12 protein-coding genes and 1 tRNA gene are annotated in these 13,856 nt (G+C 65.1%); 2 read left to right on the top strand and 11 right to left on the bottom strand.

The features are described from left to right. The first annotated feature begins 26 nt into the window (after positions 1 to 26). Positions 27 to 683 carry a helix-turn-helix domain-containing protein gene (locus Q8S30_RS11460; protein WP_305666152.1) on the top strand — a complete coding sequence of 219 codons (657 nt, stop codon included), beginning with the start codon at positions 27 to 29 and terminating at the stop codon, positions 681 to 683. A 4-nt stretch (positions 684 to 687) separates the two neighbouring features. Here Q8S30_RS11460 and Q8S30_RS11455 read toward each other — a convergent pair whose 3' ends face one another. From Q8S30_RS11455 to Q8S30_RS11440, 4 genes are all read right to left on the bottom strand, one after another. Further along, a complete protein-coding gene (locus Q8S30_RS11455) occupies positions 688 to 1,290 on the bottom strand; it encodes a DsbA family protein (protein ID WP_305666151.1) in 603 nt (200 codons plus the stop codon). An 11-nt stretch (positions 1,291 to 1,301) separates the two neighbouring features. Continuing rightward, on the bottom strand, positions 1,302 to 2,090 hold the full coding sequence (locus tag Q8S30_RS11450; RefSeq protein WP_305666150.1) for a L,D-transpeptidase: 789 nt from the start codon (positions 2,088 to 2,090) through the stop codon (positions 1,302 to 1,304). Between the two features lie 86 nt (positions 2,091 to 2,176). Then, positions 2,177 to 3,520 (bottom strand): sensor histidine kinase, encoded by a 1,344-nt coding sequence (locus Q8S30_RS11445; protein ID WP_305666149.1) that lies wholly within the window; start codon positions 3,518 to 3,520, stop codon positions 2,177 to 2,179. Next, positions 3,517 to 4,179 (bottom strand): response regulator transcription factor, encoded by a 663-nt coding sequence (locus Q8S30_RS11440; protein WP_305666148.1) that lies wholly within the window; start codon positions 4,177 to 4,179, stop codon positions 3,517 to 3,519. The genes Q8S30_RS11445 and Q8S30_RS11440 overlap by 4 nt, the downstream gene beginning before the upstream one ends. A gap of 408 nt (positions 4,180 to 4,587) precedes the next feature. Here Q8S30_RS11440 and Q8S30_RS11435 point away from each other — a divergent pair. Continuing rightward, positions 4,588 to 4,677: transfer RNA gene (locus Q8S30_RS11435), tRNA-Ser, on the top strand. A gap of 284 nt (positions 4,678 to 4,961) precedes the next feature. Here Q8S30_RS11435 and Q8S30_RS11430 read toward each other — a convergent pair. The 7 genes from Q8S30_RS11430 to Q8S30_RS11400 all read right to left on the bottom strand — a co-directional run. Next, on the bottom strand, positions 4,962 to 6,020 hold the full coding sequence (locus Q8S30_RS11430; protein ID WP_305666147.1) for a DUF4268 domain-containing protein: 1,059 nt from the start codon (positions 6,018 to 6,020) through the stop codon (positions 4,962 to 4,964). Beyond that, positions 6,007 to 8,970 (bottom strand): type I restriction endonuclease subunit R, encoded by a 2,964-nt coding sequence (locus Q8S30_RS11425; RefSeq protein ID WP_305666146.1) that lies wholly within the window; start codon positions 8,968 to 8,970, stop codon positions 6,007 to 6,009. The genes Q8S30_RS11430 and Q8S30_RS11425 overlap by 14 nt, the downstream gene beginning before the upstream one ends. Further along, on the bottom strand, positions 8,967 to 10,157 hold the full coding sequence (locus tag Q8S30_RS11420) for a hypothetical protein (protein WP_305666145.1): 1,191 nt from the start codon (positions 10,155 to 10,157) through the stop codon (positions 8,967 to 8,969). The genes Q8S30_RS11425 and Q8S30_RS11420 overlap by 4 nt, the downstream gene beginning before the upstream one ends. Further along, the gene (locus tag Q8S30_RS11415) at positions 10,150 to 11,649 is read right to left on the bottom strand and encodes a class I SAM-dependent DNA methyltransferase (protein WP_305666144.1); all 1,500 of its coding nucleotides are present in this window, start codon (positions 11,647 to 11,649) and stop codon (positions 10,150 to 10,152) included. Before Q8S30_RS11415 ends, Q8S30_RS11420 begins: the two co-directional genes overlap by 8 nt. Next, the gene (locus Q8S30_RS11410; protein WP_305666143.1) at positions 11,646 to 13,157 is read right to left on the bottom strand and encodes a class I SAM-dependent DNA methyltransferase; all 1,512 of its coding nucleotides are present in this window, start codon (positions 13,155 to 13,157) and stop codon (positions 11,646 to 11,648) included. Before Q8S30_RS11410 ends, Q8S30_RS11415 begins: the two co-directional genes overlap by 4 nt. After that, entirely contained in the window at positions 13,154 to 13,351 is a 198-nt protein-coding gene (locus Q8S30_RS11405; RefSeq protein WP_100651825.1) for a type II toxin-antitoxin system Phd/YefM family antitoxin, read from the bottom strand. The genes Q8S30_RS11410 and Q8S30_RS11405 overlap by 4 nt, the downstream gene beginning before the upstream one ends. Before the next feature lie 90 nt (positions 13,352 to 13,441). Continuing rightward, positions 13,442 to 13,856 (bottom strand): hypothetical protein (locus Q8S30_RS11400; protein WP_371135507.1); only part of this gene is annotated, 415 nt, incomplete at its 5' end.

Here is a 13,856-nt window from a genome sequence, read left to right as displayed (position 1 = left end):
GCACGTAAACCTGTGCGGGAATGAACATGACGCGGCAGAGCGAGCCCAAGAAGCCGGCCCAAAGCGCCGACCAGACCCGGATCATCCGCATCGCCCGCGAAAGCGGCGAGGCGACGGAATTGCCCGAACCCCTGAACCTGGGCGAGCGGGTGCGCGAGCTGCGCAAGGCCAAGGGCTGGACGCTGGAACAGGCGGCAGTGCAGGCGGGGCTGGCACGGTCCACCCTGTCGAAGATCGAGAACGGGCAGATGTCGCCGACCTATGAGGCGCTGAAGAAGCTGGCCGAGGGGCTGGCAATCTCTGTGCCGCAGCTGTTCACCCCGCCGTCGAAGGCGCAGGTCACCGGCCGTATGGCGGTGACGCGCGCGGGCGAGGGGCAGGCGCAGGCGACGGTGACCTATGAGCATGAGCTGCTGGCCGGCGCGCTGCGCGCCAAGCAGATGCTGCCCTACCGCGCCCGCATCCGCGCCCGCAAGCTGGAGGAGTTCGGCGGCTGGGTGCGCCATGACGGCGAGGAGTTCCTCTATGTGCTGACCGGGGTGATCCGGCTCTATTCCGAGTTCTACGAGCCGGTGGACCTGCGCCGCGGCGACAGCGCCTATTACGACGCGACGATGGGGCATAACGTGATCTCGGTCAGCGAAGAGGATGCGACGATCCTGTGGGTGACCTCGCTGACCTGAGGGCTTATCCGCGGGCGGCCTTGATGGCTTCGCGCAGCGTGGCCTGATCGATGACCCCGGGGAACATCGTCATCCCGACGATGTAGGACGGGGTGCCCATGAAGCCGAAGCCCTGCGCCTGTGCGGCGTTGCGGTTCAAGAGGGCGGCCCACCGATCCTTCTCCGCATCATGGGCGGCCGATGCGGCGGCAATGTCGATGCCCGCGTCCTGTAAGGTGCTGTCGATCTGCGCCTCGGTCAGCCGGCCCTTGGTCGCCATCAGCGCCGCCTGCGCGTCGGCGTAATCGCCCTGCCGCTGCGCGCCAAGCACGAGTTGGGTCGCGTGCAGCGAGGCGGGGCCGAAGATCGGCCAGTCCTTCAGGATCAGGCGGATGCCGCCGTCGCGCGCCACTTCGTCCATCAGCAACGGGTGGTTGGATTTGCAATAGGGGCATTGGTAGTCGAAATACTCGATCACCGTGACATCGCCGGCGGGGTTGCCCTGCACCGGCGCGTCGGGGTCGTTCAGCACCTCGGCCGGGTCGGGATAGGATTGGGCGCGCAGGGCCGGGGCGGTCAGGACCAGCGCGGCGGAGCCGGCGATCAGGTGGCGGCGGGACAGGATCATGGGAATTTCCTTCAGTTGAACTGCGGGGCGGGCGCGGTGGCAGCCGTGGTTGCGGTTTCAGGCGTCAGCGCGACGAAGCCGGCCGGGTAGTCCACCGGCGGCAGCGGGGTGCCGGGCGGGGCCGTGCCCTTGCCGGTTTGCGACTGGTCCAGCACCACCACCCGCGCGCCGGGCTTCACCCGGTCATGCAGATCGACGATGTCCTGATTATAAAGGCGGATGCAGCCGGCCGAGGTGGCCTGCCCGATCGACCAGGGGTTCGCGGTGCCGTGGATGCGGTAGAGCGTGTCCTGCCCGTTCTGGAACAGGTAGAGCGCGCGGGCGCCAAGCGGGTTTTCCAGCCCGCCCTCCAGCCCGGCCGCGACCGGCCCGTATTGCTCGGGGTCTTCGGCGATCATGTTCTGGGTCGGCGTCCAGCTGGGCCATTCGCGGGTATAGGGGATCGTCGCCTCGCCGGAAAAGCCGCGGCCTTCCTCACCCACCGCCACGCCGTAGCGCATGGCGCGGTTGCCGTCTTCCACGAGGTAGAGATAGCGGGCAAAGGGATCGACGATGATCGTGCCGGGGGCCTCCTCGGTCCAGTAATCGACCTCGGTGCGCTTGTTGCGTTCCGACAGCCATTTGGGGGGAATGGCGGGGATGGTCAGGTCGCCATCCGGCAACTCGGCATACATCGCCAGCAGTTCGGGATCGAGCGCCGGGGCCTGCGGCGTGGGCGCGCGCGTCGCCTGCGGCTGCGCGCAGGCGGCGAGGGCGAGGAGGAGGAGAAGGGGGCGGAGGGGGAGGGGCATGTGCGGCATCCTTTGGGCCCGCAATGGGGCGGGTCTTGGGGAGGCCGTCGGCTGCGCAGCTTAAGCGCGCCTTAAGGGTGGGGGGGTGGCGCGGGTTACCTCGCGTCGAAGGCCAACCGTGCCACCTCGCCCTGCGGGAGGCGGGGAGTCAGCGTGAAGGTTGCGCCGAGGCGCAGGGCCGCGGTTTCGACGATGGCGAGGCCGAGGCCGCTGCCGCCGCCCTCGCTGGAGCCGCGATAGAAGCGTTCGGTGACGCAGGGGCGGGCGGCGGTGGGGATGCCGGGGCCTTCGTCCAGCACCTCGGCCTGCCAGCCGGTGGGGGTGGCGGTCAGGCGCAGATCGACGCGGGCGCCTTCGGGGCTGGCATGGACGGCGTTTTCCACCAGGTTGCGCAGGGCGACGACCAGCAGGTCGGGCAGCGGCGGGCTGAGGGTGGCGAGCGCATCGTCGCAATGGAGGTGCAGATCCACCCGGGCCGCGCGGGCGGCGGCGGCGGTCAGGTCCAGCACCTCGGCGCCGATCCGGGGCAGGGGGCGGGGGGCGGAACCGTCGCTGCCCTGATCCACCGCCGCCAAGTCCAACAGCTGATGCACCAGCCGGTCGGAGCGGTCCACCGCCCGGCGGATCTGCGCCAGCGCGTGATCGCGGGTTTTGGCATCGGGGGCGAGCCGCGCCACCTCTGCCTGCATCTTCAGCCCGGCCAGCGGCGTCTTCAGCTCATGCGCGGCATAGGCGGTGAAATCCTGCTCGCGTTGCCTGGCGGCGCGGACGCGGGCGAAGAGGCCGTTGAGGGCCGCGACCATCGGCGCCACCTCGCGCGGGGCCGGTGCCTCCAGCGGCGCCAGATCCTCGGCGCCGCGCTGCGACAAAAGCCCGGCGATGCGGTGCAGGGGGGCAAGGCCGCTGCGCAGGCTGAGCCAGATTGCGCCGGCCAGAAGCGGCAGGATGAAGAGCGCCGGCCACATCAGGCCCTGCACCACATCGGCCAGCAACCGCTCGCGGATCGCCACGCTGTCGCCGACCATCACGCGGATGCCGCGGGCGGTATCGACATGGGTATAGACGCGCCAGAGCAGGCCATCGACCTCATCCTCGCTGAAGCCCTCCTCGACCGCCGCCAGTGCCTGCTGGGGCGCTTGGGACGAGGCGGCAAGCCGCGTGCCATCCAGCCCCCAGACCTGACAGGACAGCTGGCGGGCATAGCTGTGCGCCGCCTCGCCCGGCAGCGCCGGGGCGGCCAGCGCCATCGCCGCGTTGAGCTGCAAGCCGTCCTGGTCGACGAGGCTGCCGACCATCCGCGCCGCCTCGGCCAGGCGGTTGTCGAGCACGCGGTTCAGCTCCACCCGCGTCGAGGACTGGATCCACAGCGCGGCGGAGAGCCAGATGAGGCCGGTGGCGGTGAGGAGCGCGACGAAGAGGCGACGCTGGATCGAGGTCATGCGGGATCAGCCAGCCGGTAGCCGGCGCCGCGCACGGTTTCGATGAAGCTGTGGCCCAGCTTGGCACGCAGCTTGTGGACATGCACCTCGACCGTGTTGCTGTCGATCTCTTCCTGCCAGCCGTAGAGATGCTCTTCCAGCCGGCTCTTGCTGAGGATGGCGCGGGGATGGGCCATCAGCGCCTGCAGCACCGAAAACTCGCGGGGGGAGAGGGGGATCGCGGTGTCGCCGCGCCGTGCCTCCTGGCAGGCAAGGTCGAGGGTGACGCCGTTCCAGACCGGCTGGGTGCGCGACAGCGCCGCGGGGCGGCGGCCAAGGGCGCGCAGGCGGGCGGCCAGTTCTTCAAGGTCGAAAGGCTTGCCAAGGTAGTCATCGGCGCCAAGGTCCAGCCCGCGCACCTTGTCGCCGGGGCGGTCGCGGGCGGTCAGCACCAGAACCGGCACCGGATCGCGGGCGCGGCGCAGCTCGGCCAGCAGGTCGAGGCCGGAGCCATCGGGCAGCATCAGGTCCAGCACCAGCACCTCGAACCGGGCGGCCCTGAGCGCGCCGCGGGCATCCTCGAGGCTGCCGACGGACTCGGGGCTGAAGCCGGCAAGCCGCAGCCCGACCTGCAGCCCGTCGCGCAGCACCGCGTCATCCTCGATGATCAGAACCCGCATGATGTGCTTTCGGTTTGGGGTGGCGAGGCCCCGCCGTGGACGCTTGGACGGGGATGTATCACGGGGCGAGGGGAGGGGACAGCGCGGGGCGGCGCACGGGCGGGGCGGGGGCGTGGTGGACTTGGGAGCGCGTGCCGGAGCGAGCTTAACCGGGGCTTAAGGCGCGCGGGACCGCCCTTGGCCGGTCTCCTTGGGCAGGTGTGACCCGGAAGACCCCAAAGGCCGGGCCCGGCGGCGATACCTGCCCGGGTGCAGCGGATCAAGCCCTGCCGCGCCCCCTGCCGCGCCCCCTGCCGCGAAGGCGCCAGCCCCCGCCGAGCCCCCGGCACCCTGCGTCCGTCCTGCCCCCTATGGCCCGCAGTTTTCCCTTGAACCCGCCGATCCCTCGCGTGTAAACAGCGCCGCAACGGATCGGTGGCCGAGTGGTCGAAGGCGCACGCCTGGAAAGTGTGTAGGCGGGGAACCGTCTCTAGGGTTCGAATCCCTATCGATCCGCCACTTGCCCTCGCGAAAGCGTTCTCCCGATCCGGCGGCGACCGGATTTTTCCGTTGTTTTCGAGGGTTATGCGGGTGTGGCTGTTAACCGTCGCCCGCGCCTGCAGGCCCGGACGTGGTCTCTCGGGGGCGATATTCTCCGGACCTGTTGACTGCGCAGTTTCGGTGAATTTTCACTAAGTTAATGAAATTGTGTTGTTTTATGGGATGGCGCGCTGAACACTTGGATTTCAGGGTCGCACCCCAGAAGGAACATAAATCGAACTCTGCCAGCAGTTCGCACTCCTCTACACTTCAATCTGAGATGTTCCGGCCGAGACGTCCAACTCGCCATCTTGCTTCCAGTCTTCGGCGTCCAGATCCCGCACTCGAGCAAGAAAAACCCTGTGGAAGTCGTTGATCTTGGACGTCAGCCACTCATGCTGGCGGGTCCAGTCTCGCTCGTCTTCCGGATCGACATTCGTCATGTAGACCGAGATGCGGCAATCGCGCCGCGTGGGGAGCTCCTCCCACTCAAGAGGATAGCCAAGTTCCTGCTCGATGGCTTGCTGCTGTTCGTGGAGCAGGTGGAAGAAGGCCTTCGCCTGGTCGCCCGCGATGTATAGTTCCGTCCTGATCTGTCGCTTCGGGCGGATCATTACCGCTCCAAGGTTGAAGCCGGTTCGACCGATCGAGTATCCCATCCACGACTGTGGCTGCGGCTTACGGCCACCGGAAACGGCGCCTGCAGCTTGGTCAAGCGCCTGATGAAAGGCGCCCCAATAGGCTCGCTGTTTCACCCGCGTGTCAGACAGTTCAGCTTCGTCGATGGCTCTCGCGGCCTGCGCGACGGAGCGAGACCAGTCGTTCGGCTTGGAAACGATATTGAACTTGGGTGCAGCGGGCGAGTCCCCGATCCTCCACAGCTCAACCTCCAATCCGAAGAACCGGAAGCTCTCGTCTGTGATCTTGTTGAGCCAATCGAGTGTCGAACGATGCTCTTCTGTGAATCTGGCCGCAATCCATACGATCGTCACCGCTTCCAGCCCTGAGGCATATGTCAGGAGCTGCCCCAAGTGACTGTGGTCCGTGCGTTCAAGCTGGTTCTCGACGAGCACCCAAGCACCGGTTCCGATGTCCTTGCACAGGATGTCGGCCCGAAAAGGCCCAACGGCCTTCTCCTGTGCTTCCAGCTCGAGATCAATGCTGAGCGCTTCGCCCAATACCGTCAGGTTTTCTTCTCGCGCCAACCACGGGGTGAAGTCACTGGCCTCGCTCGTCCAGATATTCCGGAGATCGACACGGGTCAGTCGACCGAGAACATGTTTGGAAGCAGTCATCTCCTGTAAGCCCTCAATAATATTCACGAATATACCCGTAGGCCTTCTCGAACAGCTCTGCGTCCTGGTGCAGCTTGTAGCGAAAGAGCGTCTGGCGAAGCGCCTTCTTGACCTCGCGTTCACCCGCGTGCGTGGCTTGCCAGCCGTCGAACCTGACCGCGCGCACGATCTCGTCGATATCGTCCACGACCCGCTTGACCATCACAGGCGTGTCGCCGTTCCGTGCTTCCTCAAACAGCTCGGTCAACGCCGCCTTGCCCCGGTCGATGTCCTCTTCCTCTGGCGTCTCGCGCTCGGTCTTCACCACGTCTTTCGCCAGCGCCAGAAGCTCCTTCAGGAAGTCGATCGACAGCAGGAGACCCTGCTGATGCCGGTTCTTCAGGTCCTCCAGGCGCTCGCCCAGTGCCTTGAACTTCGGGTTCCCGGCGTGCTTCCGGAGGCGGCCCGCCAGCTTGACCGAGATTTCCTTGGCCTTCTTTTCCGGGTCAGGGTTGCCGAGGACCGCTTCGAGCAGTTCGGCATCCAGAACCAGTGTATCGAGGTCGTCGCGGACCGCGTCGACATGGACGTTCTCGTGGATCAGCTCGATCGTCTTGGCGCCCAGCCGATGCCAAAGCAGGCGCCCTGTGCCACTGGAGGGCTTCAGCGACTCGTAGACCTGCGCCAGCCAGCGATAATCGGTCTCGTACTGCGTCAGCACCGGATCGGGCGACAGGGCCTCCCAGATCCGCGCGAGCACGCTGAAGTCGGCCGCAAAGGCGTCGCGCAGGTCGTTGTTCGGGATACATTCCTGCGCGGCGATCAGGCCCTCGTAGCCGGTCAGGCTGCGGTCCACGCCCGCGAAATAAGCCAGGCACTTCTGCAGGGCGGTCGGCAGGGCGTTGATCAGCTCGGCGATGTTCGACACCGCCTTTTGCACGCCTTCCTCGTCGAACTTCAGCGCCTGCGCCACGTCGTCGAAGATGCCGAGGTAGTCGACGATCAGGCCATGCGTTTTCTGCTCCCCATAAGGGCGGTTCGTCCGACAGATCGCCTGCAGCAGCGTGTGGTCGCGCAGCGGCTTGTCCAGATACATCGTCTGCAGGATCGGCGCGTCGAAGCCGGTCAGCAGCTTTGACGTCACGATGATGATCTTCAGCGGGTCCTTCGGGTCGCGGAACCGGTCGAGCAGCTTCTCCTCGGCATCGCGGTCGCGCTTGAAGGCCGCATATTCGGGCTCGCCGCTGTTGACCGAGATCACCACGTCCGAAACCTCGGGCGGCAGGTGGCGGTCGAGTTCCTGCTTGTAGAGCAGACAGCTCTCACGGTCGAAGGTCACCACCTGTGCGCCAAAGCCGTTCGGGGCGACCTTCTCCTGGAAATGCTTGGCGATGTCGCCGCAAATCGCGCGGATGCGTTCGGGCGCCTTGACCAGGATCGACATCTTGGCCGCCGCCTTGCCCAACCGATCGCGGTCCTCGTCGGTCAGGCCCTCCGTCAGTTCGGCATAGGCCTCCTCGATGGCCTTCTGGTCGATGTGCAGGTCCACCAGGCGCGGCTCGAAATGCAGCTCCTTCGTCGCCCCATCGCGGATCGAGTCGTTCAGGCCATAGCGGCTCATGTAGCCGCCTTCGTCGGTATCGGCACCGAAGGCGTAGAAGGTGTTCTTGTCGGCGCGGTTGATGGGCGTGCCGGTCAGGCCGAACAGAAACGCGTTCGGCAGCGCGTCGCGCATTTTGCGGCCGAGATCGCCTTCCTGCGTGCGGTGCGCCTCGTCCACCAGCACGATGATGTTGTCGCGGTCGTTCAGCACGCCGTCGACCTCGGCGAACTTGTGGATCGTGGTGATCACCACCTTCCGCGCGTCCTTGCCCAGCAGATCGGCGAGTTCCTTGCGGCTTTCCGTGCGCACCATGTTGGCCATGTCGGCGGCATAGAAGGTGCCCGAGATCTGGCTGTCCAGATCGATCCGGTCCACCACGATCAGCACCGTGGGGTTCTTCAGCGCCGGGTGCAGCCGCAGCTTGCGCGCGGCGAACAGCATCAGCAGCGATTTGCCCGACCCCTGGAAATGCCAGATCAGCCCCTTGCGCGGCTGGCCCGCCACCACGCGTGCGACGATCTTGTTGACGCCGTCCACCTGCTGATAGCGGGCGATGATCTTGATGCGGTGCTTGCCCTTCTGCGTCGCGAAAGCGGTGAAGCTGTCGAGCATGTCGAGCACCATCGCCGGGCGCAGCATCGACGCGGCGGCCTTTTCCACCGCGCCCATCGTCTGCGGCCCGTCGCCGTCACGCCAGGGGCCCCACATGTCGACCGGCATCCGGACCGAGCCATAGCGGAACTCCTTGCCCTCGGTCGCCACCGAAAAGACGTTGGGCACGAACAGTTCCGGGACGTTCCGCTCGTAGTCGTCATGCACCTGCAACGCGGCGTCGAGCCAGCTTTGGCTGGACCGCACCGGCGTCTTGGCCTCGATCAGCACCAGCGGGATGCCGTTGACCAGCAGCACCAGATCGGCGCGCTTTTCGGTCTTGCCCGCCCGGATGGTGAACTGCTGGGTGACGACGAAGCTGTTCTTTTCGATCTCGTCAAAGTCGATCAGGCGGATGGTGACGTGTTCGCCATTCGCGCCGAAGGGCATGGAGCGTTCGCCCAAGAGCCACGCGGCAAATTCTTCGTTCGCCTTCACCAGCCCGTCCGACCGCGCGCCCATGACAATGGCGCGCAGGCGGTAGAGCACGTCATCGGCCCGGCCGGGGTTGGCGGCGATGTCGGGGTTCAGGCGGATCAGGGCGTCGCGCAGATGGGGTTCGACCAGCACCTCTTGCGACTGGCGGGGAAGGTCGGCGGGGGTGACGTAATGCCAGCCGAGGCCCGCGATCCGGCCGCTAGTGCGGGCGAGGCCGATGGAGAGTTGCGCCGGGCGGGCGGAAGCCGCGCCGGCGAGAAGATCGCGCAGATGGGCTTCGACGGTGTTGGACTCGTTGAAGGTCATGCACTCACCCCAGTTTCAGAAAAGACACCTTCACGAATCCTGGTATGGGCATCCTGCGCATTCCGAAGCCTATTTGCAGCATTTGCTAAGGCATCGGCCAGAAGTGAAATCCGAGCGCAGATTTCATCTTGTTGTTCGACGGATGGGACTGGCACAGGGACAGGGTTTAGGTGCTTGTGATTTAGCTGCGGAACAGAAGTTGTGTCAGCAAAGCGCCAGAGCCCAATCCCTTTGTAGAACCACATCAGATATTCAGCGGACACCTTCTCGGCTCGAGGCTCAAGCGCCATCAAGTTCGGATCCAAAGCCGCCGGGTGAGTTAGTATTCCGATCTTGTTCAGAAAAATTGATGCCCCGCGTTTGGGGAAAACGACCGTTCCGGGCTGAAACACTCGAATGCCCGGATTTGATTTGATCGAGAACTTCACCTCAGCATGCGCGAGCTTTCTATGGTCGCTGTTCCGGTTGAAGTCAGCGACTTTGAAAAAGAGCGTGTCACCAGCATCATCAGGAATGGGTTCTCCATTTCCGCTTCGCGCGTGGTAAATTCGTTCCCCTTTCTCTACCTGAAAGCGCCCTTTGTACCCCTGATTCATCGAGAAGCCACGAATCTCAATTGTCTCAAGGATAAGCGCATCGAGAAGAACTGCGGCTTGTCCATGCAGCACATAAAGGCGGTCAAGGTTGGTTGCAGAAGCGCTCAGCGCCTCCACCAACCGCGCCTGCTCCTGGATCGGCGGCAGCAGGAACTCGAAGGTGGCCAGACTGGTCCAGTTGGTGCGCGGCGACAGCGACCCGGCCGAGGTGCCGACGGCATGATCGAAGAAGGCATCGGTCTGGCACAGGAACGGCAGCAGTTCGGGCATCAACCGGTCGTTGGCCGGTTCCAGCACATAAATGTCGCCGGAACAGACCCCTTCGAAATCCGCCACCGCCACCTTGCGCTGATAGGCCCGGCGCTTGCCGAACAGAACCTGCCCCGGCTTGAACAGTGTGGTGAAGGTCGTGCCATCGGCCACGTCGCCCCAGCGCCGGATGCGCAGGTCGCCGGGCTCGATATGCTCCAGCCCCACGACGCGTTCGATGCCGGCCGCCTCGGGATCAGCCACCCGCGCTTTTGACAGGCGCACCACGTCGCCAAAGGCCACGCGCGTCCACCCTGCCTTGGAAATCAGCCGCTCAAGCATCGGCATCCTCCGCAGGCGTCAGGCCATCGAGCATGTCCACCAGCGCATCCATGCCCGTCCAGAAGTCACGCCCGTCCCCATCAAACGCCGCCCAGGTCGCCGCCAGCGTGGCACCACCCGCGACCGCCGCCTTTGGCCGCTTCACATAGCGGGCAATCGACAGGTTGCCGTCGGCCGCCAGCACATCGGCCACATGAGCCACCGCAGCAAAGCCGGGATCATCCGCAAAGGCGTGATAGGCCGACAGGATGCGCGCCTGATGTTCGGGGCGAAGGAAGCTTTGCGCCCGTTCGCGCGCAATCTCGGCCACCGCGTCGATGAACAGAATGCGCCCCTTGCGCGCCTCGGGCTTCTGCGACCGGCAGATCACCACGCAGGCCTCCATCGGCGAGTTGTAGAACAGGCCCGGCCCCAGCCCCAGCACGCATTCGACCCGGTCGGATTCGACCAGCCTGCGCCGCATCTCGGCCTCTTCGTTGCGGAACAGCACGCCATGCGGGAACAGGATCGCGCAGCGGCCGGTCTTCGGGTCCATCGACGACAGGATGTGCTGGAAGAAGGCGTAATCCGCCCGCCCCTGCGGCGGGGTCCCAAGGAAGTTGCGCCCCCAGGCATCCTGCTCCCACGCGCCGCGGTTCCATTTCTTGATGGAATAGGGCGGGTTGGCCAGGACCACGTCAAAGGTCCGCAGCCGGTCGCCCTGCACGAAGGCGGGCGTGGCCAGCGTGTTGCCGCTTGCGATGTGGAAATCGTCCACGCCATGGATGACCAGGTTCATCCGCGCGATGGCGGCGGTGATGGTGATCAGCTCCTGCCCGTAAAGGCCGGTGGTGCGGATGTCGCCCCCGCGCCGCTTCACCTCGGCCAGGCACGAGATCAGCATGCCGCCGGTGCCGCAGGTCGGGTCATAGATGCTCTCGCCCGGCCGGGGTTCCAGCATCTGCGCCATCAGATGGACGAGGGTGCGGTTGGTGTAGAACTCCTGCGCGGTATGGCCGCTGTCATCGGCGAATTTCTTGATCAGGTATTCGTAGCCGTTGCCAAGCTCGTCCTCGGGCACGGCGGCGAGGGTCAGGTCGTGCTTGGAGAAATGCTCGATCAGGTTCTTCAGCGTGCTGTCGGGCGTCTGTGCCTTGTCGGTCCAGTTGGCGTTGCCGAAGACGCCCTGAAGGCGCTCCGGGTTCGCAGTCTCGATGGCGAGGAAGGCCGACAGCAGCGCCCGGCCGACATCGCGCGGTGCTGCGCGTACGTCGTTCCAGTGCGCGCCTTCGGGGATCACGAACCGGTCGTTGGCGGTGTCGGTGGCATAGCCCTCGTCGTCGGTTTCATCGAGTGCCTGCTGGTAATCACCGTCCCAGACGTCGGACAGGCGTTTGAAGAACAACAGCGGGAAGATGTACTGCTTGTAATCGCTGGCATCGATGAGCCCGCGCAGCAGGGTTGCGGCGCCCCAGAGATAGCTTTCGAGTTCGCGCTGGGTCAGCCCGCTCATTGCAACCACCCTCCTTCGACCAGCACCTTGCGCAGGTGGTCCTCGGCCGCCCGAGCGTCGGCCAGCGCTGTCTTGAACGCCTCGACGGCTTCGGGGAGCGGCGGGATGTCCTGGCCGATGGGCGGCAGGACGTAACGCGAGATGTTCAGCGTCCAGCCTTCCTTCTTGATCTCGTCCAGCGTCGCCACCTTGGCACGATCCTCGACATCCTCGAATGCGCGGTACCAGGCGACGATCTGGTCGCTGTGCTCCTGATCGAGGAAGTTCTGCGCCCGGCCTTTGCGGAACAGGCTCGAGGCGTCGATGATAAGGACCTTGTTCTTTCGGGCCTCGGGCTTCTTACGGCGCAGGATGACGACACATCCGGCCAGCTGCGTGCCGTAGAACAGGTTCGGCGCAAGGCCGATCACCGCCTCGACCATGTCCTTTTCCAGCAGGGCCTGCCGGATCGAGCCTTCGGCAGACTTCCGAAACAGCGCGCCCTGCGGCAGCACGACGGCCATGCGGCTGTTTCCGGTCGGTGCCATGGATGCGATCATGTGCTGGACAAAGGCGTAGTCGCCATAGCTTTCCGGCGGGATGCCGTACTGTGCGCGGCCCCAGGGGTCGGTCTCCCACAGGTCACGCCCCCATTCCTTGAGCGAGAACGGCGGGTTCGCGATGACGCAGTCGAAGGTGGCAAGGCCGCCGGTGCTGGAATCCGTGAAGGCCGGGTTCCGCAACGTGTCCTCACGGGCCACCTGGAAGTCCTCGATCCCGTGCAGGACAAGGTTCATCCGGGCGATCGCGGCCGTGGTCAGGTTCTTCTCCTGGCCGTAGATCTTGCCGTAGAAGGTGCGCGGATCGCCGCCCTTGCGCATTACATGCTCGATAGCCCCGAGCAGCATACCGCCCGTGCCGCAGGCGGGGTCGTAGATGCTTTCGCTCTCCTGAGGGTCGAGGATTTCGACCATCATGCGCACGACGCTGCGTGGCGTGTAGAACTCGCCCGCCTTGTTGCGGCGGGTGACGTCGGCAAACTTGCCCACCAGATATTCGTAGGCGTCGCCCAGCACGTCGGTGCTGACGGTGGTGTTGCCGAGCCCGATCTCAGAGAACCCCTCGATCAGATCCTTCAGCAACTCGTCCGAGAACTTCTCCTTGTTGCCCCAATCCGCCGAGCCGAAGACGCGGAACAGAGTGTCCGGATTGGCCCGCTCGATCTCCTGCATGGCCTTTTGCAGAGCGGTGCCGACGTTGGCCGGAACTTCCCTGATGTCGTTCCAGTGACAGCCTTCAGGCAGCACAAAACGGTGCACCTCCGGAAACAACGAGGGATCGGCCTCGCCGTAAATCTCGCGAGCCTCAGCCGTTTCTTCGTCCCAGACGTCGGAGATGCGCTTGAAAAACAGCAAGGGCAGAATGTAGCCCTTCCAGTCGGTGCGATCGACAGCTGAGCCGCGAAGAGTATTCGCGGCGTCCCACATCGCAGATTTCAATTGCAGACCACTGTTCAACGAATCGTTCATTCTTCACTCTGAGCGCCACCGGGGGCTTTGGGGGCTGCGCCGGCCTCGACCGCCTTCAGCCGTTCATATTCCTCGACGGCCAACACGACGACGACAGTCCGCCCGTGCTTGGCCACCGCCACCGGCTCGGCTCGGGCGAGATCGATCAACCGACCGAAGCCGTACTTCGCGTCTTTCGCGCTCAGGGTCTGCATTCGACTCCCCGCCCATGCCTTCACCACTTTTGGCCAATTTGGCCCAATGAAGCAATAGCAGCAGTGGCGTGAGATTGTGCAGCGAGGTGATCAGGTGCCGGAGAAGATGTTCTTCTGCTCGATCCAGCTCATCGGGAACGGATCCATAAGTCGCGCAAGCGTAACGGCATCGTTCTGCCGTCCGTCGAGAACCGCCTCAATGATACCAGGCTCAAGCTGCGTCAGGCGCAGGATGCGCGTCATATAGGACGTCGCGATCCCCTCACGCTCGGCCAGTTCGCCGATGGTGGCGAACTCTCCCGACTCCAGCATGCGCTTCCAACGGAACGCGCGGGCCAGCGCCTTGACCAGTGTCTTGTCCGCCTTGCGGTCTGGCCGAACGCCATCGGGCAGGTGCATTTCCTTTCGGCCGCCGCGCTTCACGACGCGGAACGGGACGTGGAGCGTCACGGTCTCGGGTATCGGCGCGCCGTGTGTCATGCGGCTTCTCCGATGTCGCCGTCCC

Source organism: Frigidibacter sp. (assembly GCF_030695035.1).
Lineage (GTDB): Bacteria > Pseudomonadota > Alphaproteobacteria > Rhodobacterales > Rhodobacteraceae > Frigidibacter.
The sequence above is the reverse complement of the archived record's forward strand: the minus strand, read 5'-3'. Positions and strand labels throughout refer to the sequence as shown.